The sequence below is a fragment of the Streptomyces sp. NBC_00539 genome (assembly GCF_036346105.1).
GTDB lineage: Bacteria > Actinomycetota > Actinomycetes > Streptomycetales > Streptomycetaceae > Streptomyces.
Map to the genome: position 1 here is coordinate 2,415,820 of NZ_CP107811.1, position 24,758 is coordinate 2,440,577.

The window sequence follows — 24,758 nt, forward strand, 5'->3', positions numbered from 1 at the left end:
TCCCTTCCGTCGTCACTTGGAGACGTTGACGGCCGGAGCGTCCTCGCCCAGGAGCTTGCCGTCAGACGTCTCGAACTGCTGCTTGAAGGCAGCGATGGCGTCCGCGATCGACGTCAGGGTGTCATCCGACATCTTGCCGCCCTCGGCGATCGAGGTGAGGAGGTCCTTGCGCTCGCGGCGCAGGTGCTCCAGCAGCTCGGACTCGAAGCGACGGATGTCGGCGACCGGGACGTCGTCCATCTTGCCGGTGGTGCCGGCCCAGACGGAGACGACCTGCTCCTCGACGGGCATCGGCTGGTACTGGCCCTGCTTGAGCAGCTCGACCATGCGCTTGCCGCGCTCCAGCGAAGCCTTCGACGCGGCGTCCAGGTCGGAACCGAAGGCGGCGAACGCCTCCAGCTCGCGGTACTGGGCGAGGTCGACGCGCAGACGGCCGGAGACCTGCTTCATGGCCTTGTGCTGCGCGGAACCACCGACGCGGGAGACCGAGATACCGACGTTCAGCGCCGGGCGCTGGCCCGCGTTGAACAGGTCGGACTCCAGGAAGCACTGGCCGTCGGTGATGGAGATGACGTTGGTCGGGATGAACGCCGACACGTCGTTCGCCTTGGTCTCGACGATCGGCAGACCGGTCATCGAACCGGCACCCATCTCGTCGGAGAGCTTCGCGCAGCGCTCCAGCAGACGCGAGTGCAGGTAGAAGACGTCACCCGGGTAGGCCTCACGGCCCGGCGGGCGGCGCAGCAGCAGCGAGACGGCGCGGTAGGCGTCGGCCTGCTTCGACAGGTCGTCGAAGATGATCAGGACGTGCTTGCCGGCGTACATCCAGTGCTGGCCGATGGCGGAGCCGGTGTACGGCGCCAGGTACTTGAAGCCGGCCGGGTCGGACGCCGGGGCGGCGACGATCGTCGTGTATTCGAGCGCGCCGGCCTCTTCCAGGGCGCCGCGAACGGACGCGATGGTCGAGCCCTTCTGGCCGATGGCGACGTAGATGCAGCGGACCTGCTTGTTCACGTCGCCCGAGCGCCAGTTGTCGCGCTGGTTGATGATCGTGTCGACGGCAAGAGCGGTCTTGCCGGTCTGACGGTCACCGATGATCAGCTGACGCTGGCCACGGCCGATCGGCACCATCGCGTCGACGGCCTTGTAGCCGGTCTGCATGGGCTCGTGCACCGACTTACGGACCATGACGCCCGGGGCCTGCAGCTCAAGGGCGCGGCGGCCCTCGGTCGCGATCTCGCCGAGGCCGTCGATCGGGTTGCCGAGCGGGTCGACAACGCGGCCGAGGTAGCCCTCGCCGACACCTACGGAGAGAACCTCACCGGTGCGCTGCACCGGCTGGCCCTCCTCGATACCGCTGAACTCGCCGAGGACGATCGCACCGATCTCGCGCTCCTCGAGGTTGAGGGCGAGACCGAGGGTGCCGTCCTCGAACTTCAGCAGCTCGTTCGCCATGGCGGAGGGCAGACCCTCCACCTTCGCGATGCCGTCGCCGGCAACGCTGACCGTTCCGACCTCCTCGCGCGAGGCCGCGTCCGGCTGGTACGACTGGACAAAGTTCTCCAGTGCGTCCCGGATCTCCTCCGGCCGGATCGTGAGCTCCGCCATCTGGGTTCCCTGCTCTCCTTGTTGGGCCTGAAGCTTCTTAGGGGTCTGGGGGCGACCCCCAGGAATCTTCTGCAAGTTCTGCACGGCCCAACCGGGCCGCTAGGAATGCGTTGTTCTATTGGTGGCTGGTCAGCCGGCCATGCGGCGGGACGCCTCTGCGAGGCGGTCCGCGATGGTGCCGTCGATGACCTCGTCGCCGACCCGCACCGAGATCCCGCCGAGGACCGCCGGGTCCACGTCGAGGTTCAGGTGCATCTGGCGGCCGTACAGCTTGGCCAGCACCGCGCCGAGACGCTGCTTCTGCGCGTCGCTGAGCGGAACCGCGCTGGTCACGGTGGCGACCATGCGGTTGCGGCGCTCGGCGGCGAGCGTGGAAAGGGACTCCAGTCCCGCTTCCAGGCTACGTCCACGCGGGTGGGTGGCGAGACGGATGACCAGACGCTCGGTGGTGGCGTTCACCTTGCCGCCGAGCAGACGGTGCAGCAGCTCGCTCTTGGCGGCGGCGGTGGCCGCCCGGTCGGTCAGCGCGGAGCGCAGCTCGGTGTTCGAGGAGACGATCCGGCCGAACCGGAACAGCTCGTCCTCGACGTTGTCGAGCGCACCCGCACGCTGGGCCGCCGTGAGGTCGGCGGTGGCCGCCAGTTCCTCCAGCGCGTCGACCAGGTCACGCGACTGCGACCAGCGGGACCGGGCCATGCCGGACACCAGGTCGAGGGTTTCCCCGCTCACCTGGCCTCCCAGCAGGCGGCCCACCAGCTCGGCCTTGGCCTCGCCGGGCTGCGCCGGGTCCGTGATGACCCGACGCAGCGAGACCTCACGGTCGAGCAGCGCGGTGACGGAGGCCAGCTCGCCGGCGAGCTCCACCGCGTCGACGGACGTGTTGTCCGTCAGCGCGTCGAGACGCTCACGCGCGGAGGCCAGCGCCTCGCGGCTCGCTCCGTTCATCGCGCGGCCTCGGCCTTCTCCTCAAGCTCGCTGAGGAAACGGTCGATCGTGCGGCTCTGCCGGGCGTGGTCCTCGAGGGACTCGCCGACGAGCTTTCCGGCCAGGTCGGTGGCGAGCTTGCCCACGTCCTGACGCAGCGACTGCGAGGCAGCCTTGCGGTCGGCCGCGATCTGGGCGTGGCCGGCAGCGATGATCTCCTCACGCTGCCGCTGGCCCTCTGCGCGCAGTTCTTCCTTGAGCGCAGTGCCCTGCTCCAGCGCTTCCTGGCGCAGGCGCGCGGCCTCGTGCCGGGCTTCGGCGAGCTGGGCCTTGTACTGCTCCAGCACGCTCTGGGCCTCGGTCTGAGCGGCCTCAGCCTTCTCGATACCGCCCTCGATGGCCTCGCGACGCTCGTCCAGAACCTTGTTGATGTTCGGGAGGAGCTTCTTCGCGAGGAAGCCGAAGACGATGACGAAGGCGATCAGACCGATGACGAGCTCGGGGATCGGCGGAACGAGCGGGTTTTCCGTCTCGGCCGCGAGAACCAGGAGGTTCACATCAGTGCCTTTCGTCTAATCGGACTAGTGGTCGCGGTTCGTCAGCTGTAGACGAACGGCATGACCAGACCGATGAGGGCGAGCGCCTCACAGAAGGCGAAGCCGAGGATCTGGTTGGCGCGGATCAGACCGGCAGCCTCGGGCTGACGGGCGAGAGCCTGCGTGCCGTTACCGAAGATGATGCCGACGCCGACGCCCGGGCCGATGGCCGCGAGGCCGTAACCGACGGAGCTGAGGGAACCGGTGACGCCTTCGGCGGCAGCAAGGATCTGGGACATGCCAGTTCTTCCTTCTCTTTCACGAACCGGTGGGGGTTGGCCACCGGACGACAAGGGGGTCTTGGGGAGTGGGCCGGACTCAGTGGTGCTCGGCGAGCGCGCCCTGGATGAAGCTGCAGGCCAGGAGGACGAAGACGTACGCCTGGACGGCCTGGATGAAGAGTTCGAAGGCCGTCATTACGATGACCATGATGAACGAGACGCCCGCGTAGGCGATCCCGATGCCGTTCAGCAGGTACCAGCTGGCGATGGTGAACAGCAGCAGCAGGGTGTGACCGGCGAACATGTTCGCGAACAGTCGGACCGCGTGGGTGAAGGGGCGGACCAGGACGTTCGAGAAGAACTCGATGACCATGACCAGCGGGAGGACGCCGCCGAGGCTCTTGTCGTAGCCCGTCAGGTTCTTGAGGCCGCCGACGAATCCGTGACGCTTGAACGTCACCGACATCCAGATGAAGTACACGATCGCAGCGAGGATCGCCGGGTAGGCGATGATCGCGGTCACCGGGAACTGGGCCACGGGGACGATCGACCAGACGTTCAGGATCCAGACGAAGAAGAACAGCGACACCATGAAGGGGACGTACTTCTCCCCCTCCTTCTTGCCCAGCGTCTCGTACACGATGCCGCGGCGCACGAAGTCATAACCGGATTCGGCGACCATCTGCATCTTGCCGGGGACGACCTTCGGCTTGCGGAAGGCGGCCCAGAAGAAAGCGACGATGACGATGCTGCCCAGAAGGGCCAGCAGCATCGGCTTGTTGAAGTACGCGTTGGTAAGGCCGGCTTCGCCCCACAGCGGCTCGAAGAGGAACGAGTGCAGGCCCGGGCCGGGGAAGCCACATCCTTCGAAGATGTGACAGTCGGTCTCGAAGGCGAGCACCTGCGTCGGGTCAGGACTCACCGCGGGCTCCTTCAGCGTGGCGCATGGGTACGGCAACCTCGTTGTGTCGGCGCGGCGCGCAGCCGCGGTTCGGCACTGGACTGGTGTAACGGATGTGGGGGCGGCGGTCAGGCATCGCGCCTCGCGATGGAACAGGCGTCAGCTCAGATGCCCGCGCCCGCAGTGCCGCAGTTTGAACCGGACGATAGCAGGATCTCGAACGCACACTTATCCCGGCCCTACCCCTCACGGCTTCGACCCCGGATTTCCGGGCTTGTCGCCCTTCGTGGACTCGGGTTCGACGTAGAGAATCTTGGCCTTCATGTGGGCGCGCGTCTGTGCACCGATCCACACGAGGGTGGTGGCCACAAGCGTGATGGCGAACGCCCGGGGGTGGAACAGCGTCGTGTTCTTGAACACGGCGAGAAAGACGAAGAGCAGCAGGATCTGGGCCGCGTAGAGCATGAGGCCCATCGCCTGGAACAAGTGCGGCAGTGATTTCGCCGTGCGCTGGAGAACCAGGAATCCGAGACCCATGAACACGATGACGAGCAGCGTCGCGACGACCGCTCCGACCGCACCCTTGCCACCGACGACCGCACCACTGATCGCGGCGGCTACAGCGCCGGCGACAGCCGTGGGTACGGCGGTTTGCAGGAGGGATCGGACGTCATCTGACCGCATGGCGGTTTGCTCCGCGTGGTGGTGGGGGCACGGACTCGTACGGGACTCGTACGGGGACGAGCGTAAGCCCGGTCCGAGGCAGCGCCTCGGGCCGTTGGACCGTCGCACTACGGTCCTTCGGCTCTGTCGCCGGGTTTAGTGAACGGTATCACAAAGTATTTGATGAGAGCTTTACCCGGTGGGTGTGCTGACTGTCACACATGAGGGCTAACGCGCCCGTGTGTGCAGGACAACGGGGCACCTTGTCTGGTAAAGGGCGTTCATGTCGGACATGCGTTCCGGGCGTCAGCGAGCCGATCCGGCCTTACGCCGGTCGGGGAAGCGCGAACGGGGGCCAATGGCGGTCGCCCCGTTGACGCCGGAGACTCCCGCGGCGATCGGCCTGGCCGGCTCCGGCTCGGTGCCCGAGGCGTCCAGCAGCGCCGCTTCCGCCGCCCGGTCCGCGTGCCGGTAGCGCGGCGGGACCAGGGCCTGCGCCCAGCGCGGGGCGCGGGGGGTGAAGCGCGGCAGGAGGAGCAGGACGAGGCCCAGGGCGCTCAGCCCCGCGATGCCGAGCACGATCCACATCGAGGTCGAGTGCACCGAGTAGGCCACCGCGCCGAAGGCGATCAGGCCCGACCAGAAGTACATGATCAGTACAGCGCGGCTGTGGGAGTGCCCGAGTTCCAGCAGCCGGTGGTGCAGGTGGCCGCGGTCGGCCGCGAAGGGCGACTGTCCGTTCCAGGTGCGCCGGACGATCGCCAGGAACAGGTCCGCCATCGGGATCGCGATGATCGTCAGCGGCAGCACCAGCGGGATGAAGACCGGCAGCATCGCGTGCGTCGCGTTGCGCTCACCACCCGCGAAGAGCTTCAGCGTGTCCGGGTCCACCTGCCCGGTGATGGAGATCGCGCCGGCGGCCAGCACCAGCCCGATCAGCATCGACCCCGAGTCGCCCATGAAGATCCGGGCGGGGTGCATGTTGTGCGGCAGGAAGCCCAGGCACATGCCCATCAGGATGGCGGCGAACAGCGTCGCGGGCGCCGCCGACTCGATCCCGTAGCCGAACCAGATCCGGTACGCGTACAGGAAGAACGCCGCGGCGGCGATGCACACGGTGCCGGCCGCCAGGCCGTCGAGGCCGTCCACGAAGTTCACCGCGTTGATGGTGAGCACCACGAGGGCCACCGTCAGCAGGTTGCCCTGCCACGGGGTGACCGAGACCGTGCCGATGAACGGCACCGGGATCCACAGGATCGTCAGACCCTGGATGACCATCACACCGGCGGCGATCATCTGGGCGCCGAGCTTGATCAGTGCGTCGATCTCGAACTTGTCGTCCAGCACGCCGATCAGCCAGATCAGCGCCGCACCGGACAGCAGCGCCCGGGGCTCGTTCGACCCCGTGAACACCCCGTTGAGGTTCTGCAGGTGATCGGCGACCAGCAGCCCCGCGCACAGGCCGCCGAACATCGCGATCCCGCCGAGACGCGGGGTCGGCTCCCGGTGCACGTCACGGGCGCGGATCTCCGGCATGGCCCCGACCGCGATCGCGAACTTCCGCACGGGCCCGGTCAGCAGGTAGGTCACCGCGACCGTGACGCAAAGCGTCAGCAGATATTCACGCACTGGCAGCCCCAGATGTATCGCCGGCCATCTCAGCCCCACACATTAGCCGCGATGTCACCGCTATCGAGGACGCGAGGGGCCCCTACCCCGGTTGCGGTACGCCCCGCTCGTCCGCGTTACGCCCCATAAGGAGGAAATTGACCGGCCAGCTCGCCGACGTCCGTACGGGTCTGCGCGGTTTCCCCGCGCAGCGCCGCCGCAAACAGCGCGGCGATGCGGACCATCTCCGTCTGCCCCATGCCCTGGGTGGTCACCGCCGCCGTACCGAAGCGGATCCCGCGCTGGTCCCCGTACGGCAGGGCGCAGGTGTCCAGCACGATCCCGGCGGCCGCGAGCCGGCCCCGGGCGGTGGGGCCGTCGATGCCGAGGGGAGCGGGGTCGGCGCAGATCAGGTGCGTGTCGGTGCCGCCGGTCGTCACGGCGAAGCCCGCGGCTTCCAGCACCTGCGCGAGGGTCCGGGCGTTGGCGACGACCCGGTGGGCGTAGGTGGTGAACGCGGGGGCGGCGGCCTCGCCGAAGGCCACGGCCTTGGCGGCGATCGTGTGCATCTGGGCGCCGCCCTGGGTGAAGGGGAACACCGCCCGGTCCACGCGCTCGGCCAGTTCGGCGGTGCACAGGAGCATGCCGCCGCGCGGGCCGCGCAGGACCTTGTGCGTGGTCGCGCAGACGATGTCCGCGTAGGGGACGGGGCTGGGGGCCGCGCCGCCGGCGACGAGCCCGATGGGGTGCGCGGCGTCGGCGATCAGGTACGCGCCGACCTCGTCGGCGATCTCCCGGAAGACGGAGTACTCGGGGTGGCGGGGGTAGCAGATCGAGCCGCAGACGATGGCCTTGGGGCGGTGGGTGCGGGCCAGTTCCTGAACCTGCTGGTAGTCGATCAGGCCGGTCTCGGCGTCGACGCCGTACCCGACGAAGGAGAACCAGCGGCCGGAGAAGTTGGCGGGAGAGCCGTGGGTGAGGTGTCCGCCGTAGGGGAGGCCCATGGCGAGCACCGTGTCCCCGGGGCGCAGGAGCGCGGCGTAGGCGGCGAGCACGGCCGAGGATCCGGAGTGCGGCTGTACGTTGGCGTGCTCGGCGCCGAACAGGGCCATGGCCCGTTCCACCGCGATGCGTTCGGCGAGGTCGGCGTATTCGCAGCCGCCGTGGTGGCGGGCGCCGGGGTAGCCCTCGGCGTACTTGTTGGCGAGCGCGGAGCCGAGCGCGGCCAGAACGGCGGGCGAGCAGAAGTTCTCGGCGGCGATCAGTTGCAGGGAACCGGCCTGGCGCTGGGCCTCCCCCGCGAGCACGTCGGCCATCTTCGGATCCTGCTGCCGCAGCAGGTCCGTGGGCGGGGTGATGACGCTCATGGCGCGGCTCCCAGTGCTGTCCCGGATACGGCCACTGTAGGCCCGCCCCCGCGATCGCGCCCCTCGCGCTCTCGACGCGCCGCCGGCACTGCTCGGTCCCAGGGGGGGCCTTCGGAGCTTCGCGCCGCTGCGCCGGCCTGCGGCCTGCGGCCCTGTGCGGGCTCTGCCGGGCGACGTCGGGCGTCCTGCGGCCGACGTCGGCGGGTGGGGCCGTCAGCGGGAAGCGGTGACGCCCGTCAGGGCCGTGACCACCGGGTCGAGCGCCTGGTTGATCTCGTCGCCGATCGAGCGGAAGAACGTGATCGGCGCCCCGTACGGGTCGTACACCTCGTCCGCGTCGGCGGAAGGCGCCAGCAGCCAGCCGCGCAGCGCCGCGGCCGCCCGCACCAGTGCCCGCGCGCGCTGCGCCATGCCGTCGTCCAGCGGCGGCAGCGTGGCCGGGTCTATCGCCCGCACCAGCCGGGTGAACTCCTTGAGGGTGAACGTCCGCAGTCCCGCCGAGTGGCCCATGGAGATGACCTGCGCACGGTGGTCCCGGGTGGCGGTCAGCACCAGGTCGGCCCGGATGACGTGCTCGTCCAGCAGCTCCCGCCCCGTGAAGCCGGACGCGTCCGCCCCGAAGTCCGCGAGCACGGCCGCCGCGTTGGCCTCCATCGGGGCCCCCTCGTGGCCCCACGTGCCGGCGCTCTCCACGATGAGGTCGCCACTGACCAGGCCGCCCAGCCGGTGCGCCAGGGCGTGCCGCGTCAGCCGCTCGGTGATGGGCGAGCGGCACACGTTCCCGGTGCTGACGTGGAGGATGCGGAAGCAGTCTCCCCCAGCCTCCGCCGGAAGACGCCCCGTTGCTATGCCACGCCCCTGAGGGCTCACGGGGCCACCTCGAGGTCGGGCACGACCTCCCGCAGCTGCTCGGCGGTCAGCGCCCCCTCGCGCAGCAGGACGGGAACCTTCCCCGTGACGTCGACGATGGAGGAGGGCTGGATGCCCGGGGTGGGGCCGCCGTCCAGGTACACGGACACCGCGTCGCCCAGCATCGCGCGGGCCGCGTCGCAGTCCTCCGGCGCCGGGTGCCCGGTCAGGTTCGCCGAGGAGACGGCCATCGGGCCGACCTCGGTCAGCAGCTCGATCGCCACGGGGTGCAGCGGCATGCGTACGGCGACCGTCCCGCGGGTCTCGCCCAGGTCCCAGGCCAGCGACGGCTGGTGCTTGGCGACGAGCGTCAGCGCGCCCGGCCAGAACGCGTCGACCAGCTCCCACGCCTGCTCGGAGAAGTCCGTGACCAGGCCGTGCAGGGTGTTCGGCGAGCCGATGAGGACGGGGGTGGGCATGTTGCGGCCACGGCCCTTGGCGGCGAGGAGGTCACCGACCGCCTCGGGGCTGAAGGCGTCCGCGCCGATCCCGTACAGGGTGTCGGTGGGCAGCACGACGAGCTCGCCGCGGCGCACGGCGGATGCGGCTTCACGCAGACCCGTCTTGCGGTCCGTAGCGTCGTTGCAGTCGTATCGCCGGGCCATCAGCGGGCCTCCTCAAGCAGCGGGGTGGTGACGTCGTCCGGGAGCGGGGTCGCGCTGATCACGGCATGGCCTTGCGGGCGGTCGCGAAGCGCGGACGGTTGTTCAGGTCGGGGTGGTCGGCGGCATCGGCCCAGCCCCGTTCCTCGGCGAAGATCCACGGGACCTGGCCGCCCTGGGTGTCGGCGTGCTCGATGACGACGATGCCGCCGGGCCGCAGCAGCCGGTGGGCGGTGCGCTCGATGCCCCGGATGGTGTCCAGGCCGTCCTCGCCGGAGAACAGCGCCATCTCGGGGTCGTGGTCACGGGCTTCGGGGGCGACGTACTCCCACTCCGTGAGCGGGATGTACGGCGGGTTGGAGATCACGAGGTCGACCTGGCCGTCCAGCTCGGGCAGCGCGCTGAGCGCGTCGCCCTGGTGGACGGTGACCCGTGAGCCCTCGGCGTTTTTACGGGTCCACCGCAGGGCTTCCTCGGACAGCTCTACCGCGTGGACGCGCGAGCGCGGCACCTCCTGCGCCATGGCCAGCGCGATGGCACCGGAGCCCGTGCAGAGGTCGACGATCAGCGGCTCGACCACGTCCATGGCCCGGACGGCGTGTATGGCCCAGTCCACGACCGACTCGGTCTCGGGCCGGGGCACGAAGACCCCGGGCCCCACCTGGAGCTCCAGGTAGCGGAAGAAGGCGCGCCCGGTGATGTGCTGGAGCGGCTCGCGCGCCTCGCGGCGGGCGACGGCCTCCCAGTAGCGGGCGTCGAAGTCCGCGTCCTTGACGTGGTGCAGTTCCCCCCGCTTGACGCCGTGCACGAAGGCCGCGAGCTCCTCCGCGTCGAAGCGCGGTGAGGGCACGCCGGCGGCGGCCAGCCGCTGGGTGGCCTGGGCCACCTCGGCAAGCAGCAAGTTCACGCTGGTCCTCCGGGCTGCTGTCGTACGGGGGTGGAGCGGGGGGTCAGGCAGACGTCAGGGTCACGGGGTCGGACGGCTCAGTGCGCGGCGGCGAGCTTGGCGGCGGAGTCCGTGTCCACGCAGGCCTGGATGACCGCGTCGAGGTCCCCGTCGAGCACCTGGTCCAAGTTGTACGCCTTGAAGCCGGTCCGGTGGTCCGAGATCCGGTTTTCCGGGTAGTTGTACGTGCGGATCTTCTCGGAGCGGTCCACGGAGCGCACCTGGCTGCGGCGCACGTCGGAGGCTTCCTGCTCGGCGGCTTCCTGGGCCGCGGCGAGCAGCCTGGACCGCAGGATACGCATCGCCTGCTCCTTGTTCTGGAGCTGGCTCTTCTCGTTCTGGCAGGAGGCGACCACACCGGTCGGGAGGTGCGTGATGCGCACGGCCGAGTCGGTGGTGTTGACGGACTGGCCGCCGGGGCCCGAGGAGCGGTACACGTCGATGCGGAGGTCGTTCATGTTGATCTCGACCTCGACCTCCTCGGCCTCCGGGGTGACGAGCACGCCCGCGGCGGAGGTGTGGATGCGGCCCTGGGACTCGGTGGCCGGAACCCGCTGGACGCGGTGCACGCCGCCCTCGTACTTGAGGCGGGCCCAGACGCCCTGGCCGGGCTCGGTGGCGCCGTTGCCGCCCTTGGTGCGGACGGAGACCTGGACGTCCTTGTAGCCGCCGAGTTCGGACTCGGTGGCGTCGATGATCTCGGTCTTCCAGCCCACGCGCTCGGCGTAGCGCAGGTACATGCGCAGCAGGTCGCCCGCGAAGAGGGCGGACTCGTCGCCGCCCGCGCCGGCTTTGACCTCCAGGAGCACGTCCTTGTCGTCGCTGGGGTCGCGCGGGACGAGCAGCAGGCGGAGCTTCTCGGTGAGCTCTTCGCGCTGGGCGGCCAGTTCCTTGGCCTCGGCGGCGAAGTCGGGGTCGTCGGCCGCGAACTCCTTGGCCGTCTCGATGTCCTCGGCGGTCTGCTTCCAGGCGCGGAAGGTCGCCACGATCGGGGTCAGCTCCGCGTAGCGCTTGTTGAGCTTGCGCGCGTTGGCCTGATCCGAGTGGACCGAAGGGTCGGCGAGCTTCTTCTCAAGGTCGGCGTGCTCGCCGACCAGTTCCTCGACCGCCTCGAACATCGGGGGCTCCTGTGGTGAAAGTGAAAAAAGGGCTGCGGGACGAGAAAGGCGCCGGCCCGGCTGCCCGCGTGTGACGCGGTGCAGCCGGGGTCCGGCGCCGGAGGCTCGCTACTTCGAGCCGGCAGCCTTGCCGAAGCGGGCCTCGAAGCGGGCCACACGGCCACCGGTGTCGAGGATCTTCTGCTTGCCCGTGTAGAACGGGTGGCACTCGGAGCAGACCTCGGCACGGATGGTGCCCTCGGTCAGCGTGCTACGGGTGGTGAACGACGCGCCACAGGTGCAGCTGACCTGGGTCTCGACGTACTCGGGGTGAACATCGCGCTTCAAGGTGTCTCCTAGATTCGGGAGGGCGCCGGGTCGCAGGGGCCGAATTGCGCGCTGCGTGAACCGGGGCCGACAGACCAGTCTGCCAGGACCGGGCCGCCTGTCAAAATTCTGAGGACACCCTCCTCAACGGGGAGGGGTGGGCATCTATTCCACTGGGCCGGGAAACCCCTGTGACCAGGCTTTCGAGGTGTGCGGCGGGCCGGTCACGGCTGCTGGACGATGCCCCCGGCGGTGCCCTTGTCCCCCATGGAGTTCGCCGTCGCCTCGGCCGGGACCGGCTGGTCCGCGAGCAGGGCGTCCCAGACCATCTTGGACTCCTTGGCGAGCGGGGCGACGCGGTCGGGGTCGCGGGCGTCCGCCGTCACCGGCATGGTGATCATCTGGAGGTTCTGGGCGTCGATGCCGCGCAGGCTCTCGGCGAAGCCGAGCAGCGACTTCACGTCACCGAGCTGCTTGTCGGTGGTGAGCGCCTTGGTGCCGGTGTCGGCGAGGTCGAGCAGCCGCTTGGGGTTGTCGAAGACGCCGATGCCCTTGACCTGCTTGATCAGGGCCTTCATGAAGGCCTGCTGGAGCTGTATTCGGCCGAGGTCGCTGCCGTCGCCGACGCTCTTGCGGGTACGGACGAGGCCGAGGGCCTGTTCGCCATTGAGCTTGTTCGGGCCCGCCGGCAGGTCGAGGTGGCTGGAGCCGTCCTTGATCGGCTTGGTGGTGGTGATCTGGACGCCGCCGAGGTTGTCGATGATCTTCTTGAAGCCCGTGAAGTCGACCTCGATGTAGTGGTCCATGCGGATCCCCGACATCTTCTCGACGGTCTTGACCGCGCAGGCGGCCCCGCCGATGGTGAACGACTCGTTGAACTGGGAGCGCGAGCTGCCGCGGTCCGTCTTCCCGTTCGCCGTCTGGCAGGCGGGGCGGTTGACCATGGTGTCGCGCGGTATCGATATGACGCTGGCCTTGTGGTGGCCCTCGTAGAGGTGGACGATCATCGCCGTGTCGGAGCGGGCGGACCCGCCGTCGTCCTGGCCGTACTCGCTGTTCGCCCCGCCGCGGGAGTCCGAGCCGAGGACGAGGATGTCCATCGAGCCGTTGTCCACGTTCTGCGGGCGGTCCTTGCCGAGCGCCGCGTCGATGTCGACCGTTTTCAGGTTGCCGTTGAACTTGAAGTAGAAGTAGCCCACGCCCGCGCCGCCCAGCACCACCACGCCGGCGGCCGTCCACGCGACGACTCTGAGGCCCTTGCGGCGCTTGGGCGCCTTCCGTCGGCGCCGGGCGCCCGCGGCCCGGCGGCCGGCCCTCGTGTCCTCGCTCATGCTCTCCTCGGTCCCCGGCCCGCTCCCGCGGCCCGTTCGGCCTGTCTGCGACCTCCGCTGGTCTCTGACACAGACGGAGGAACGTCTTCCAGGGTTCCACGGCCCCGGGGCGGCGACGTACGACGGCCCTCGGACCGCCGTCGCCGGGGCCGACGCGCTGTGACGACGCGCCTACCCACGCGGGCCTGAACCGGGACGAAAGCGACGGGGTACCTGCCCGTCGGCGGGTCGCGGCTGTGGCGAAGGTCGCAGGCCCGGCCGCAAAAGGGGACCGCCCCCGTCGCGGCTGCGACGGGGGCGGTTCCGTGGGACGTCCGGCTACGGCGACGGTCAGTCGTCGTTCTTGCCCGCCGGGGTCGTCTTGGCGATCTGCATCAGGAACTCGGCGTTCGACTTCGTCTGCTTCATCTTGTCGAGGAGCAGCTCGATCGCCTGCTGCGAGTCGAGCGCGTGCAGCACCCGGCGCAGCTTCCACACGATGGCGAGCTCTTCCGCGTTGAGGAGGATCTCCTCCTTGCGCGTACCCGACGGGTCGACGTCGACGGCCGGGAAGATGCGCTTGTCGGCGAGCTTGCGGTCGAGCTTGAGCTCCATGTTGCCGGTGCCCTTGAACTCCTCGAAGATCACCTCGTCCATGCGCGAGCCGGTGTCGACCAGCGCGGTGGCCAGGATGGTCAGCGAGCCGCCGTCCTCGATGTTGCGCGCGGCACCGAAGAAGCGCTTCGGCGGGTAGAGCGCGGTCGAGTCGACACCACCGGACAGGATGCGGCCGGAGGCGGGGGCGGCGAGGTTGTACGCGCGGCCCAGACGGGTGATGGAGTCCAGCAGGACGACCACGTCGTGACCCAGCTCCACGAGACGCTTGGCGCGCTCGATGGCCAGCTCGGCGACGGTGGTGTGGTCCTCGGCCGGACGGTCGAAGGTCGAGGAGATGACCTCGCCCTTGACCGACCGCTGCATGTCGGTGACCTCTTCCGGACGCTCGTCGACCAGGACGACCATCAGGTGGCACTCGGGGTTGTTGGTGGTGATCGCGTTGGCGATCGCCTGCATGATCATGGTCTTGCCGGTCTTCGGCGGGGCCACGATCAGGCCTCGCTGGCCCTTGCCGATCGGCGACACGAGGTCGATGATGCGGGTCGTCAGCACGCCCGGGTCGGTCTCCAGACGGAGCCGGTCCTGCGGGTAGAGCGGGGTCAGCTTCTGGAACTCCGGGCGGCCGCGGCCGGATTCGGGCGCCATGCCGTTCACCGAGTCCAGACGCACGAGGGCGTTGAACTTCTCGCGGCGCTCGCCGTCCTTGGGCTGGCGCACGGCACCGGTGGTGTGGTCGCCCTTGCGCAGCCCCGCCTTGCGGACCTGGGCGAGGGAGACGTACACGTCGTTCGGGCCGGGCAGGTAGCCGGAGGTCCGGATGAACGCGTAGTTGTCGAGGATGTCGAGGATGCCCGCGACGGGGATCAGGACGTCGTCGTCGGCGACCTGCGGCTCGCTCGGCGCGAACTCGTCGCGGCCACGACGGCCACGGCGGTCGCGGTAGCGTCCGCGACGGCCGCGACGGCCGTCCTCGGAGTCGAAGTCGTCCTGGGGGCCGTTGTCCTGACGGTCCTGACGCCCCTGGCCGCGGCCGCCCTGCTGCTGACGGTCGCCGCGGTCCTGACGGTCCTGACGGCTGCCGCCCTGACCACCCTGGCCCTGGCCGCCCTGAGCCTGGCCCTGGCCCTGCTGGGCCTGGCCGCCCTGGCCCTGGCCGGTCTGGTCGTCGGTCTTGGCGCCACGGTCGCGGCGGTCGCGCTGGCGCTCGCCGCGCTCGCCCCGGTCGCGGTCGCGGCGGTCCCGGCGGCCGCGGCCCTCGCCGGCCTCCTGGAGCTGCGTCTGACCCTGGCCCTGGCCCTGCGCGGAGACGGCGGTCGCGGCCTCCACCTTGACGTCGCTCTGCGTCGCGGGGGCGGTCTCGGTCTTCTGCTCGACCTGTACGGCGACGGGCGCCGTGGACTCCGGGCTGCCGGAGGGGGCGGTGGCCCGACGGCGGCGGCGCTCGCCCACCGGGGCGTCGTCGCTGGCCGGCTGGCCGGGGATCTCAATCTGGGCCTGCGTGGCAGGCTTCTCGGCGGGCGCCTCGGCGGCGGCCTCGCCCGTGCGGGCCTTGCTGGTGGCGCGGCGCTTCGGCTTGGCCTCGGCGGTGTCCGCGGCGGAGGCGGCGGCCTTGGGGGCGCCTGCGCCCGCCTGCGCCTCCTTGATGACCTCGATCAGCTGGCTCTTGCGCATGCGCGCGGTGCCCCTGATGCCGAGGCCCGACGCGACCTGCTGGAGCTCGGCCAGGACCATGCCGTCAAGGCCGGTGCCGGAGCGGCGCCGCCGGCCGGCAGTGGCAGCCGCGGCGCCCGCGGCGGGGGCACTGGTGTCGACGTTGGTGTCGGCAGCGCCCATCAGATCGGTGGTGTCGCTCACGAAGGGTCCTTCCCTGGAGCGGACGTCGGCCTGTCTGGCTCGGCGACCGGTTGTGCTGTCCGACGACGTTCCATTACCTGATGGGTCATGGACCGCAGCCGGGGCGGTGGTCCGCCGGTAGAGATACGGCGGAGAGAAAACGTGCGTGCTTGTTCCGGCGAGAAGCCCCCGAGCTGGAAGCGTGGGAATGTCACGCCGATTCCGGAGCGTGCTCGAAACTGCTGGAAGCGATCAGAGCAGTCGGGGAGGCTCCCGGAAGAAATGTGGTCCCGAATGGGGACACTGAGCACCGAGCCATGGCGGCTTCGGATGCGCACTTGAGATTAACACTACCGGATCCAACAGACATTCCCCCTCTCAATCACCGGCAATCACGCCCTTCCGCGCGGTCGGCCTGCCCAGCCGCCGCACCGGCCCCCTGGCCGGCCGGGCCCCGTGGGCCTAGCCGCCCTGGGTGCCCAGCGGAAGAACGCTCGCCCCCGGGACGTCGAGGGCCAGCCGATTGGCCGCCCACCCCTCGCCCGCGAGCTGCGCGACCTTGTCGGCCGCACCGTTGTCGACCAGCGCGAGGACCGTGGGGCCCGCGCCGGAGATGACCGCGGGGATACCGTCCGCCCGCAGCCGGGCCACGAGAGCCACGCTCTCGGGCATCGCCGGGGACCTGTACTCCTGGTGGAGCCGGTCCTCGGTGGCGGGCAGCAGCAACTCGGGACGCCTGGTCAGGGCTTCGACGAGCAGGGCCGCGCGACCCGCGTTGACGGCCGCGTCCACGTGCGGAACGGTGCGCGGCAGCAGGCCGCGCGCCGTTTCCGTGAGGACCGGCTTGGAAGGTACGAAGACCACCGGAACGATGGAATCGGCCGGGTCCATCCGGATCGCCTTGGCGCTGCCGCCGTCCATCCAGGCGAGGGTGAAGCCGCCGAGCAGGCAGGCGGCGACGTTGTCGGGATGGCCCTCGATCTCGGTGGCGAGTTCCAGCAGCGCCGCGTCGTCGAGCCGGGCCTCCGCGCCTATGGTCACGGCGCGGGCGGCGACGATGCCCGCGCAGATCGCCGCGGAGGACGAACCGAGCCCGCGGCCGTGCGGGATGCGGTTGGCGCACACGACCTCCAGGCCGCGCGGCTGCCCGCCCAGCAGGTCGAAAGCGGTGCGCATGGAGCGTACGAGGAGGTGGCTCTCGTCGCGCGGGAGGTTGTCGGCGCCCTCACCGGCGATGTCGATGTTCAGGCCGGAGTCGGCGACGCGGACGACCACGTCGTCGTAGAGCCCCAGGGCCAGGCCGAGGGCGTCGAAGCCGGGGCCGAGGTTGGCACTGCTGGCGGGGACGCGCACTCGTACGGCGGCGGCGCGGAACGCTGGACCTGCCATCGGTCGATGACACTCCTTGTGACTGTGCGAGATCTGGTGCTGAGCGGGATCTTCGCTGCGAATGTACTGGAGAACGTACGACACCCGAAGGCCCTCGGGGCAGCACCGCGGTCATATGCGCGGTGGCGGATGTAAGTACAGCCTATCGAAGGAAGGTTCTCTCGCGACATAGGGCGCACAGGAGGCGCACGATGCGTGTCGCGGGTCTTCCGCCGGCTTCGGTTGCCGTACGGACCGGGGCGCCGGATCCCGGGGGTTCCCGGAATCCGGCGACGCGGCGTGGAGCCCGCGCGGGGCGGGCTCCGGGTCAGACCAGGCCGAGCCGGACGGCCGCGGCCTCGGCGTCCACCGGGACGGTGACCGGCTGCGGGGCCCCGGCGACCGCCCAGTCGGGGTCCTTGAGGCCGTTGCCGGTGACGGTGCACACGATCTTCTGGCCGGGGTCGACCAGTCCGGCCTCGGCGGCCTTGAGCAGACCGGCCACCGACGCGGCGGAGGCGGGCTCCACGAAGACGCCCTCCTGTGCGGCCAACAGGCGGTAGGCGGCCAGGATCTGGCGGTCCGTCACCTCGTCGATGAAACCGCCGGACTCCTCGCGGGCCGCGAGGGCGTACTCCCAGGAGGCCGGGTTGCCGATGCGGATCGCCGTCGCGATGGTGTGCGGCTCCTTGACGACCTCGCCGCGCACGATGGGCGCGGAACCGGAGGCCTGGAAACCCCACACGCGGGGCGTACGGGAGGCCAGGCCGTCGGCCTTGTACTCCTTGAAGCCCTTCCAGTACGCGGTGATGTTGCCCGCGTTGCCGACCGGCAGCACGTGGATGTCGGGGGCGTCGCCCAGCGCGTCGACGATCTCGAACGCGGCCGTCTTCTGGCCCTCGATACGGACCGGGTTGACGGAATTGACCAGCGCCACCGGGTAGTTGTCCGAGAGCGCGCGGGCCAGGTTCAGGCAGTCGTCGAAGTTGCCGTCCACCTGGAGGATCTTGGCACCGTGCACCAGCGCCTGGCCCATCTTGCCGAGCGCGATCTTGCCGCGGGGCACGAGGACCGCCGAGACCATCCCGGCGCGCACCGCGTACGCGGCGGCGGACGCCGAGGTGTTGCCCGTGGAGGCGCAGATGACCGCCTTGGCGCCCTCCTCCTTGGCCCGGGTGATCGCCATCGTCATGCCGCGGTCCTTGAAGGACCCGGTGGGGTTCGCGCCCTCGACCTTGAGGTGCACCTCACAGCCGGTGCGCTCCGAGAGCACCTGGGCCGGTACGAGGGGAGTGCCGCCCTCGCGGAGCGTGACCACGGGCGTCGCGTCCGTCACCGGCAGGCGGTCCCGGTACTCCTCGATGATGCCGCGCCACTGGTGGGTGCGATTGCTGGTCATGGGTCCTTACTCCCCTTCAACACGCATGATGCTGGCGACACCGCGCACGGTGTCCAGCTTCCGCAGCGCCTCGACGGTCCCGGAAAGGGCGGCGTCGGGTGCGCGGTGGGTGACGACGACGAGGGAGGCCTCGCCGTCCTTGCCCTGCTGGCGGACGGTGTCGATGCTGACCCCGTGCTCCGCGAACGTCGTCGCGACCTGGGCGAGGACGCCCGGCTTGTCGGCCACATCGAGGCTGATGTGGTAGCGCGTGACGACGTCCCCCATGGGGCTGACCGGCAGCTGGGTGTACGCCGACTCGCCGGGCCCCGTTGCCTCGGCGAGCTTGTTGCGGCAGACGGCGACGAGGTCGCCGAGCACCGCGGAGGCGGTCGGCGAGCCGCCCGCGCCCGGGCCGTAGAACATCAGCCGCCCGGCGGCTTCCGCCTCGACGAAGACGGCGTTGTACGCCTCGCGCACCGAGGCCAGCGGGTGGCTGAGCGGGATCATCGCCGGGTGCACGCGGGCGGTCACCGACCGGCCGTCGGCGGCGCGCTCCAGGATGGCCAGGAGCTTGATGGTGCAGCCCATGCGCTTGGCGGAGGCGAAGTCCGCGGAGCTGACCTCGGTCATGCCCTCGCGGTAGACGTCGTCGAGCCGCACCCGGGTGTGGAAGGCGATGCCGGCCAGGATCGCGGCCTTGGCGGCGGCGTCGTAGCCCTCGACGTCGGCGGTCGGGTCGGCCTCGGCGTACCCGAGGGCGGTGGCCTCGTCGAGCGCCTCCTGGTAGCCGGCGCCCGTCGAGTCCATCTTGTCGAGGATGAAGTTGGTCGTGCCGTTGACGATGCCCATGACCCGGTTGATCTTGTCGCCCGCGAGGGACTCGCGCATAGGGCGGACCAGCGGGATCGCGCCGGCGACGGCGGCCTCGTAGTACAGGTCGAGGCCGGCCTCGTCGGCCGCGGCGTGCAGCGCGGCGCCGTCCTGGGCCAGCAGGGCCTTGTTCGCGGAGACGACCGAGATGCCGTGCCGGAAAGCGGTGGTGATCAGGCCGCGGGCCGGCTCGATGCCGCCGATGACCTCGATGGCGACGTCGATGTCGCCGCGCTTGAGGAGGGCGGTCGCATCGGTGGTGATCAGGGCCGGGTCGATGCCCTCGCGGACCTTGGAGGGGCGGCGCACGGCGACGCCGGCCAGTTCGACGGGCGCGCCGATCCTGGCCGTCAGGTCCTCGGCGTGCGTCGTCATGATGCGCGCCACCTCTGAGCCGACCACACCACAGCCCAGCAGCGCCACCTTCAGCGGACGCGTACGCATCATTCGACCTACGCCTTTCGATCTTCCAACGCCACCCGGCGCGCGGTTTGCCCGCCGGGCCTGACCAGTCTCACGCTCACCAGTCTCATGCAATGGACAGTAGTTTCCATCCTCGGTCCATTGGGTGAGACGTCCATTTTGGGGGTCTGGGGGCCCCGCCCAGAAATAGGGGCCTCATCCGAGGTCCAGACGCAGGAGATCTTCCTCCGTCTCGCGCCGGACGATCTCCCGCGCCCGTCCGTCGCGCACGGCGACGACGGGCGGGCGGAGCGCGTGGTTGTAGTTGCTGGCCATGGAGCGGCAGTACGCGCCGGTCGCCGGGACCGCGATCAGGTCGCCGGGGGCGAGGTCCGCCGGGAGGAAGGCGTCCTTGACCACGATGTCGCCGCTCTCGCAGTGCTTGCCGACGACGCGCACCAGCATCGGCTCGGCGTCGGAGACGCGGGAGACGAGCGTGACCGCGTATTCGGCGTCGTAGAGGGCGGTGCGGATGTTGTCCGACATGCCCCCGTCGACGCTGACGTACGTCCGCAGCCCTTCGAGCGGCTTGATGGTGCCGACCTCGTAGAGGGTGAAGGCGGTCGGGCCGACGATCGCCCGGCCCGGCTCGACGGAGATCCGGGGGGCGCGCAGCCCCGCCGCCTCGCACTCCCGCGCCACGATCTCGTGCAGGGCCTTGGCGATCTCGTGCGGTTCGCGGGGGTCGTCGGCGGAGGTGTAGGCGATGCCGAGGCCGCCGCCGAGGTCGATCTCGGGCAGCTCGACGCCGTGCTCGTCGCGGACGGCGGCGAGCAGCCGCACGACCCGCTTCGCGGAGACCTCGAACCCGGCCATGTCGAAGATCTGCGAGCCGATGTGGGAGTGGACGCCGAGCAGGTCGAGGCTGTCGTGCCCGAGGGCGCGGCGCACGGCCTCGGCGGCGGAGCCGTCGGCGACGGCGATGCCGAACTTCTGGTCCTCGTGCGCGGTGGCGATGAACTCGTGCGTGTGCGCTTCCACGCCGACGGTCACGCGGATCTGGACGGGCTGGCGCACCCCCAGCTCACGGGCGATGTGGGCGACGCGGGCGATCTCCTGGAAGGAGTCGAGCACGATGCGCCCGACGCCGGCCGTGACGGCCCGCCGGATCTCGTCCTGCGACTTGTTGTTGCCGTGGAAGGCGATCCGCTCGGCGGGCATCCCCGCGGCGAGGGCGGTGGCCAGCTCCCCGCCGGAGCAGACGTCGAGGTTGAGCCCCTCTTCCTTGAGCCACTTCACGACGGCCTTGGAGAGGAACGCCTTCCCCGCGTAGAACACGTCGGCGTCGGCCCCGAAGGCGTGCGCCCAGGCGCGGCAGCGGGCCCGGAAGTCCTCTTCGTCCATGAAGTAGGCGGGCGTCCCGAACTCCTCGGCCAGCTTGGTGACCGAGATGCCCCCCACGTGCACCACGCCGTCGGCGTCACGCGTGACCGTGCGCGACCAGACCTTCTCGTCCAAGGCGTTGAGGTCGGCGGGCGGCGGCGCGTAGTGGCCCTCGGGCAGGACGTCGGCGTGGCGGGGCCCGGCGGGGTGCGCGGAACGGCTCATCGGAATCTCTCTTCGCAGGTCACAGGCGTTCGGGGGCTGCTATGCCGAGCAGGGACAGGCCGCCGGCCAGCACCGTCCCGGCGGCTTCGGCGAGTGCCAGCCGGGCGCGGTGGGCGGCCGAGGGTTTCTCGTCTCCCTTGGGGAGGACCTCGTACTGGAAGTCGAGCAGCGCGTCGGCCAGCCGGACCAGCTGCCGCACGAGCCGCTCGGGCGCGCGGTGGTGGGCGGCCGCTTCGAGGACGAGGGGGTGGTCGGCGAGGGCGCGCAGCAGCGCGTCCGCGCCGTCGACGGCGCCCGGCTCGGCGTGGAAACCGAGCAGGGCGGCGTTGCGCAGCAGGGCCCGGCTGCGCGCGTATCCGTACCGCACGCGGAAGAACTCGTTGGACTCGTCCTGGACGAGGAGCCGAGCGGAGAACGAGGGGGTCTCGTGCGGCGCGACGGCGAGCACGGCCCAGCGGGCGGCGTCGGCGCCGTAGGCGGCGAAGACGTCCCCTTCCTTCTTGGGCACGGGCGCGACGCGGAGCGCGCCGCGTCCGGCGTCCCCCGGCTCCCCGCCGAGGCGCAGGACCGCACCGCGCACGACGGCGTCGCGGGTCACCGCGTCGCCTTGCGGGGGGAACCCGTAGCGGGCGCCGCGCTCTTGCACGTCCCGTACGAGGGACTCGGCGGACGGCAGGCCCATGACGAAGTTCAGGAACCCCGCGCCCGTGACCTCGACCCTCTCGATCCCGGGCGCCCGCTCCAGCCGGCGGGCGAGCAGGCGCGCGACGTCCCCGGGGGCCCGTCCGGCGCTCTTGGCGAGGGGGAAGGCGACGGCGGTGGCGTACTCCCCCACCCCGCCGGGCCGCGTCCGGTCGACGACCACCCGCTGCGGCAGCTCCGCCCCGTCGGGCAGCTCCCCATCCTCGACGGCGCGGCGCACGGCGTGCGCGACGGTACGGGAGAGGTCGGCGGGGGTCACGGGACCCAGCCTAGGGGAGAACCTTCCGCGTCATGCGAAGGGTTTCGCCATGTGAACAGCGCCTGCGCGCCGTCGGCCTCACCCTCTGCCGCTCCCGGCGGGAGCCCCTTCCCGCTCACGCCGGTCGCGCCGCTCGACGAGCCGCCGTACGACGCGGACCAGCTCGGCGGGCTCGAAGGGCTTGGCGAGGAACGCGTCGACCCCGGCGGTGATGCCGGCCTCGACCTCGTGCTGCGTGCAGGCGCTGACCATGGCGAGCGGCACGTCGCGCGTCCGCGGATCGGCCCGCAGCCGCGCGGCGGCCCCGAACCCGTCGAGGCGGGGCATGACCACATCGAGGGTGATCACGTCGGGACACACGTGATGGACGACGTCCAGGCACTCGGCACCATCGTTCGCGGTCACGACCTCGAAGCCCTCCAGTTCGAGATTGACCTTGATCAGCTGCCGGATGACCTTGTTGTCGTCGACAACAAGCACCCGGCGCGAGGCGCCTGGCACAACTCGAGAGTAGGTCCGCCCCGGCCCCCGCGTCCGGGTTTTCCCCACTTCCACCCCCTCCGGGCGACCGCCCTCCCCCACCCCCGCAAACCGTTTCTGATCACTGCCCGCGAGCTGGTAGTGTTCAACCCGTCGCCGCAAAGCGAACGACACGCCCCCGTAGCTCAGGGGATAGAGCAACGGCCTCCGGAGCCGTGTGCGCAGGTTCGAATCCTGCCGGGGGCACCTTAGGTGCCAAGGCCCTGACCAGCGGAAACGCGGGTCGGGGCCTTTGTCGTACCCGGGCGCCTGTCGCACCCGGGCACCCCCGCGGCGGGGCCGACGGCCACGGTCCGGCCGTCCCGGAGCCGGCCCCGGTTGTCACCCCCGGCGCCGAGGGCCGCGCGGACCCGTGCGGAACGGGCGCCGCCGTGATGACCGGCTAGAGGGGCACCGAGGAGCGGTTGCGGTCGAGGCGCCGCTTCTGCAACTCCGTGCGCGCTTCGGCCAAGAGGCCGAGGGTCGAGTCCGAGATCTCCGGGATCCGCTTGGCCAACTGCCCGTCGGTTTCGCGGATCAAGACCTCCTCGACATCGCCGGAGGCGGAACGCGAAATCCGGTCCAGCCGGTCCAGTTCCTCGCTCATCGACGGGTGCGCCATGACCCGCAGTCGCGCCACCTCGCTGGGGACCAGTTCCAGCACCCCACCGCCGAAGCTCCTGCCCTCGATCTCCGCGGACAGCAGGGTCAGCGAGTTGTGGAAGGAGGCGGCGAACGAACGCGCCGGCATCGCCTCCGGCGCCAGCATCTTCCCCTGGTAGATGGTGTCCGTGGTGATGGCCGACACTTCGTTGACCACGACTCGGGGGTAGAGGTGGGACCTCTTCGAAAGGAGCAGGTCTCCGGCCGCCACCACCGGCACGCAGTACCAGGGTTCGCGAATCCTGCACTTGTACCGCGTGTGCAGCTCGGCCTGCTCTCCCGCGTGGATGTAGCGCAGGGCGCCGTCGTGCCCGAGCGGGCTGGATTCCCCGCGCGAGAAGTCGATCAGGCCGGCGCGAGCGCCTTCGTCGACGTTCCTCTCATGGTCTTCGGGGGTGAAGACCAGGCCTTCGGCATTCCGGATCCTCGGCAGCAAGGGGAGGATCCACCCTTCGAGGCCGTACTGTTCGATCGTTTCGCGGTCGACGGAGAAGTAGTCGTTGGCGCCGGTGACGGTCGCGACCCCGAAGCGGACCCAGCTTCCCGCACTCCGTACGCAGGACAGCGAGGAAACCTCGTCGAGGGCCTCCAACTGCGCGGGGGAAAGGAGATAACGGGTCCAGGTGGGCGCGTCCGGGGAGGCCGAGTGATGCCAGGCACGCCCGGCGGCGCTGTGGTCCCACACCGTCAACCGGGCATCGGCGGCCGAAGGTTCCCGGCGGCCGCTGAGGACGACCACTTCCTGGAGGACGCCGGGAAAGGAACCCGGACCGAACAGGTCGACGCGAACGGAAGAGCAGTTGCGCAGCAGCCACCGCCGCACGGCCCCGGCCGAAATTCCCGTGAGGCATTCAGCCGGGATGATGAAGGCGAAAGCGCCCCCTTCGCGCACCTTGTTCAGAGCGCAGAGGAAGATGGGAATCCACAGGTTGGAAACCCCCTTGAGGGTCACTCCCATACCCGTCGCGACCTGGTCGGCATAGCTCCGTTCCGTGTCGCTGACGAATTGGAACCGGACGAAGGGCGGATTTCCCACCGCCGCGTCGAATCCTTCTTCGGGGACCAGGTCGGGGTCGAGGAAACTCCCGTGCCTGATGTCCGTCTCGAACGGAGCCCGACCGCCGGCCTCCTCGCAGCGCCGCGCTTCCGTCTCCAGGAGTTCGACGGCCACCAGGTCCCGGACCCGCTTACCCAGGGGGTCGGCGTCGAGACCGCGGATGAAGGCACCGTCACCCGCGCTGGGTTCGAGCAGACGCAGGGAGTCCAGGGAGTCGGGCAGCAGGTCGCGCAGCCGGTCGAGGCACACGGCGACCAGGGCCTGAGGCGAGTAGAACCCGCCGCGCAGCTTGTCGGCGGACACCTGTTGCATGGTCTTCACGTGTGCTGTGCCCTCCAGGCGTCGGTCGATCGCCAGTCGAGTCTAGAGGCTGGGACAGACAGAAGGGACCAGCCGTAA

22 protein-coding genes and 1 tRNA gene are annotated in these 24,758 nt (G+C 70.4%); 1 reads left to right on the forward strand and 22 read right to left on the reverse strand.

Annotated features, from left to right (window positions below):
• Positions 1-12: 12 nt before the first annotated feature.
• From atpA to OG861_RS10525, 21 genes are all read right to left on the reverse strand, one after another.
• Positions 13-1,608 (reverse strand): F0F1 ATP synthase subunit alpha, encoded by a 1,596-nt coding sequence (atpA, locus tag OG861_RS10425; protein ID WP_136224962.1) that lies wholly within the window; start codon positions 1,606-1,608, stop codon positions 13-15.
• A gap of 129 nt (positions 1,609-1,737) precedes the next feature.
• On the reverse strand, positions 1,738-2,553 hold the full coding sequence (locus OG861_RS10430; protein WP_329198334.1) for a F0F1 ATP synthase subunit delta: 816 nt from the start codon (positions 2,551-2,553) through the stop codon (positions 1,738-1,740).
• The gene (locus tag OG861_RS10435) at positions 2,550-3,089 is read right to left on the reverse strand and encodes a F0F1 ATP synthase subunit B (protein ID WP_329198332.1); all 540 of its coding nucleotides are present in this window, start codon (positions 3,087-3,089) and stop codon (positions 2,550-2,552) included. The genes OG861_RS10430 and OG861_RS10435 overlap by 4 nt, the downstream gene beginning before the upstream one ends.
• A gap of 41 nt (positions 3,090-3,130) precedes the next feature.
• On the reverse strand, positions 3,131-3,367 hold the full coding sequence (locus OG861_RS10440) for an ATP synthase subunit C (RefSeq protein ID WP_030295275.1): 237 nt from the start codon (positions 3,365-3,367) through the stop codon (positions 3,131-3,133).
• Between the two features lie 79 nt (positions 3,368-3,446).
• On the reverse strand, positions 3,447-4,286 hold the full coding sequence (gene atpB, locus OG861_RS10445; protein WP_329202448.1) for a F0F1 ATP synthase subunit A: 840 nt from the start codon (positions 4,284-4,286) through the stop codon (positions 3,447-3,449).
• Positions 4,287-4,496: 210 nt separating this feature from the next.
• Positions 4,497-4,934, reverse strand: coding sequence for a hypothetical protein (locus OG861_RS10450; protein ID WP_329198329.1), 438 nt, complete (start codon positions 4,932-4,934; stop codon positions 4,497-4,499).
• Positions 4,935-5,219: 285 nt separating this feature from the next.
• Positions 5,220-6,554 (reverse strand): MraY family glycosyltransferase, encoded by a 1,335-nt coding sequence (locus tag OG861_RS10455; RefSeq protein ID WP_329202446.1) that lies wholly within the window; start codon positions 6,552-6,554, stop codon positions 5,220-5,222.
• Between the two features lie 104 nt (positions 6,555-6,658).
• Positions 6,659-7,888: a serine hydroxymethyltransferase gene (glyA, locus tag OG861_RS10460; protein WP_329198327.1), complete on the reverse strand. Its 1,230-nt coding sequence runs from the start codon at positions 7,886-7,888 to the stop codon at positions 6,659-6,661.
• Between the two features lie 213 nt (positions 7,889-8,101).
• Positions 8,102-8,758 carry an arsenate reductase/protein-tyrosine-phosphatase family protein gene (locus OG861_RS10465; RefSeq protein WP_329198326.1) on the reverse strand — a complete coding sequence of 219 codons (657 nt, stop codon included), beginning with the start codon at positions 8,756-8,758 and terminating at the stop codon, positions 8,102-8,104.
• The gene (locus OG861_RS10470) at positions 8,755-9,402 is read right to left on the reverse strand and encodes an L-threonylcarbamoyladenylate synthase (RefSeq protein WP_329198324.1); all 648 of its coding nucleotides are present in this window, start codon (positions 9,400-9,402) and stop codon (positions 8,755-8,757) included. Before OG861_RS10470 ends, OG861_RS10465 begins: the two co-directional genes overlap by 4 nt.
• A gap of 58 nt (positions 9,403-9,460) precedes the next feature.
• Positions 9,461-10,306: a peptide chain release factor N(5)-glutamine methyltransferase gene (gene prmC, locus OG861_RS10475; RefSeq protein WP_329198322.1), complete on the reverse strand. Its 846-nt coding sequence runs from the start codon at positions 10,304-10,306 to the stop codon at positions 9,461-9,463.
• A gap of 77 nt (positions 10,307-10,383) precedes the next feature.
• The gene (gene prfA / locus OG861_RS10480) at positions 10,384-11,463 is read right to left on the reverse strand and encodes a peptide chain release factor 1 (RefSeq protein ID WP_329198320.1); all 1,080 of its coding nucleotides are present in this window, start codon (positions 11,461-11,463) and stop codon (positions 10,384-10,386) included.
• 108 nt (positions 11,464-11,571) lie between these two features.
• Positions 11,572-11,790 carry a 50S ribosomal protein L31 gene (gene rpmE, locus OG861_RS10485; protein ID WP_030153765.1) on the reverse strand — a complete coding sequence of 73 codons (219 nt, stop codon included), beginning with the start codon at positions 11,788-11,790 and terminating at the stop codon, positions 11,572-11,574.
• Positions 11,791-11,993: 203 nt separating this feature from the next.
• Positions 11,994-13,100 (reverse strand): LCP family protein, encoded by a 1,107-nt coding sequence (locus tag OG861_RS10490; RefSeq protein WP_329198318.1) that lies wholly within the window; start codon positions 13,098-13,100, stop codon positions 11,994-11,996.
• Between the two features lie 330 nt (positions 13,101-13,430).
• A complete protein-coding gene (gene rho / locus OG861_RS10495) occupies positions 13,431-15,551 on the reverse strand; it encodes a transcription termination factor Rho (protein ID WP_329198316.1) in 2,121 nt (706 codons plus the stop codon).
• A gap of 441 nt (positions 15,552-15,992) precedes the next feature.
• Positions 15,993-16,919, reverse strand: coding sequence for a homoserine kinase (gene thrB, locus OG861_RS10500; RefSeq protein WP_190183428.1), 927 nt, complete (start codon positions 16,917-16,919; stop codon positions 15,993-15,995).
• A 307-nt stretch (positions 16,920-17,226) separates the two neighbouring features.
• A complete protein-coding gene (gene thrC, locus OG861_RS10505) occupies positions 17,227-18,297 on the reverse strand; it encodes a threonine synthase (RefSeq protein ID WP_329198313.1) in 1,071 nt (356 codons plus the stop codon).
• Positions 18,298-18,303: 6 nt separating this feature from the next.
• The gene (locus OG861_RS10510) at positions 18,304-19,596 is read right to left on the reverse strand and encodes a homoserine dehydrogenase (protein WP_329198312.1); all 1,293 of its coding nucleotides are present in this window, start codon (positions 19,594-19,596) and stop codon (positions 18,304-18,306) included.
• A gap of 171 nt (positions 19,597-19,767) precedes the next feature.
• Entirely contained in the window at positions 19,768-21,159 is a 1,392-nt protein-coding gene (gene lysA, locus OG861_RS10515) for a diaminopimelate decarboxylase (RefSeq protein ID WP_329198310.1), read from the reverse strand.
• A gap of 19 nt (positions 21,160-21,178) precedes the next feature.
• Positions 21,179-22,120, reverse strand: a complete 942-nt coding sequence (gene nrtL, locus OG861_RS10520; protein WP_329198308.1) for an ArgS-related anticodon-binding protein NrtL — start codon at positions 22,118-22,120, stop codon at positions 21,179-21,181.
• Between the two features lie 78 nt (positions 22,121-22,198).
• Positions 22,199-22,702 (reverse strand): response regulator, encoded by a 504-nt coding sequence (locus tag OG861_RS10525; protein WP_443056786.1) that lies wholly within the window; start codon positions 22,700-22,702, stop codon positions 22,199-22,201.
• A 72-nt stretch (positions 22,703-22,774) separates the two neighbouring features.
• Here OG861_RS10525 and OG861_RS10530 point away from each other — a divergent pair.
• Positions 22,775-22,846 (forward strand) — tRNA-Arg (locus OG861_RS10530).
• A gap of 196 nt (positions 22,847-23,042) precedes the next feature.
• Here the strand turns inward: OG861_RS10530 and OG861_RS10535 are convergent.
• Positions 23,043-24,662 (reverse strand): class I SAM-dependent methyltransferase, encoded by a 1,620-nt coding sequence (locus OG861_RS10535; protein ID WP_329375145.1) that lies wholly within the window; start codon positions 24,660-24,662, stop codon positions 23,043-23,045.
• Positions 24,663-24,758: the final 96 nt, after the last annotated feature.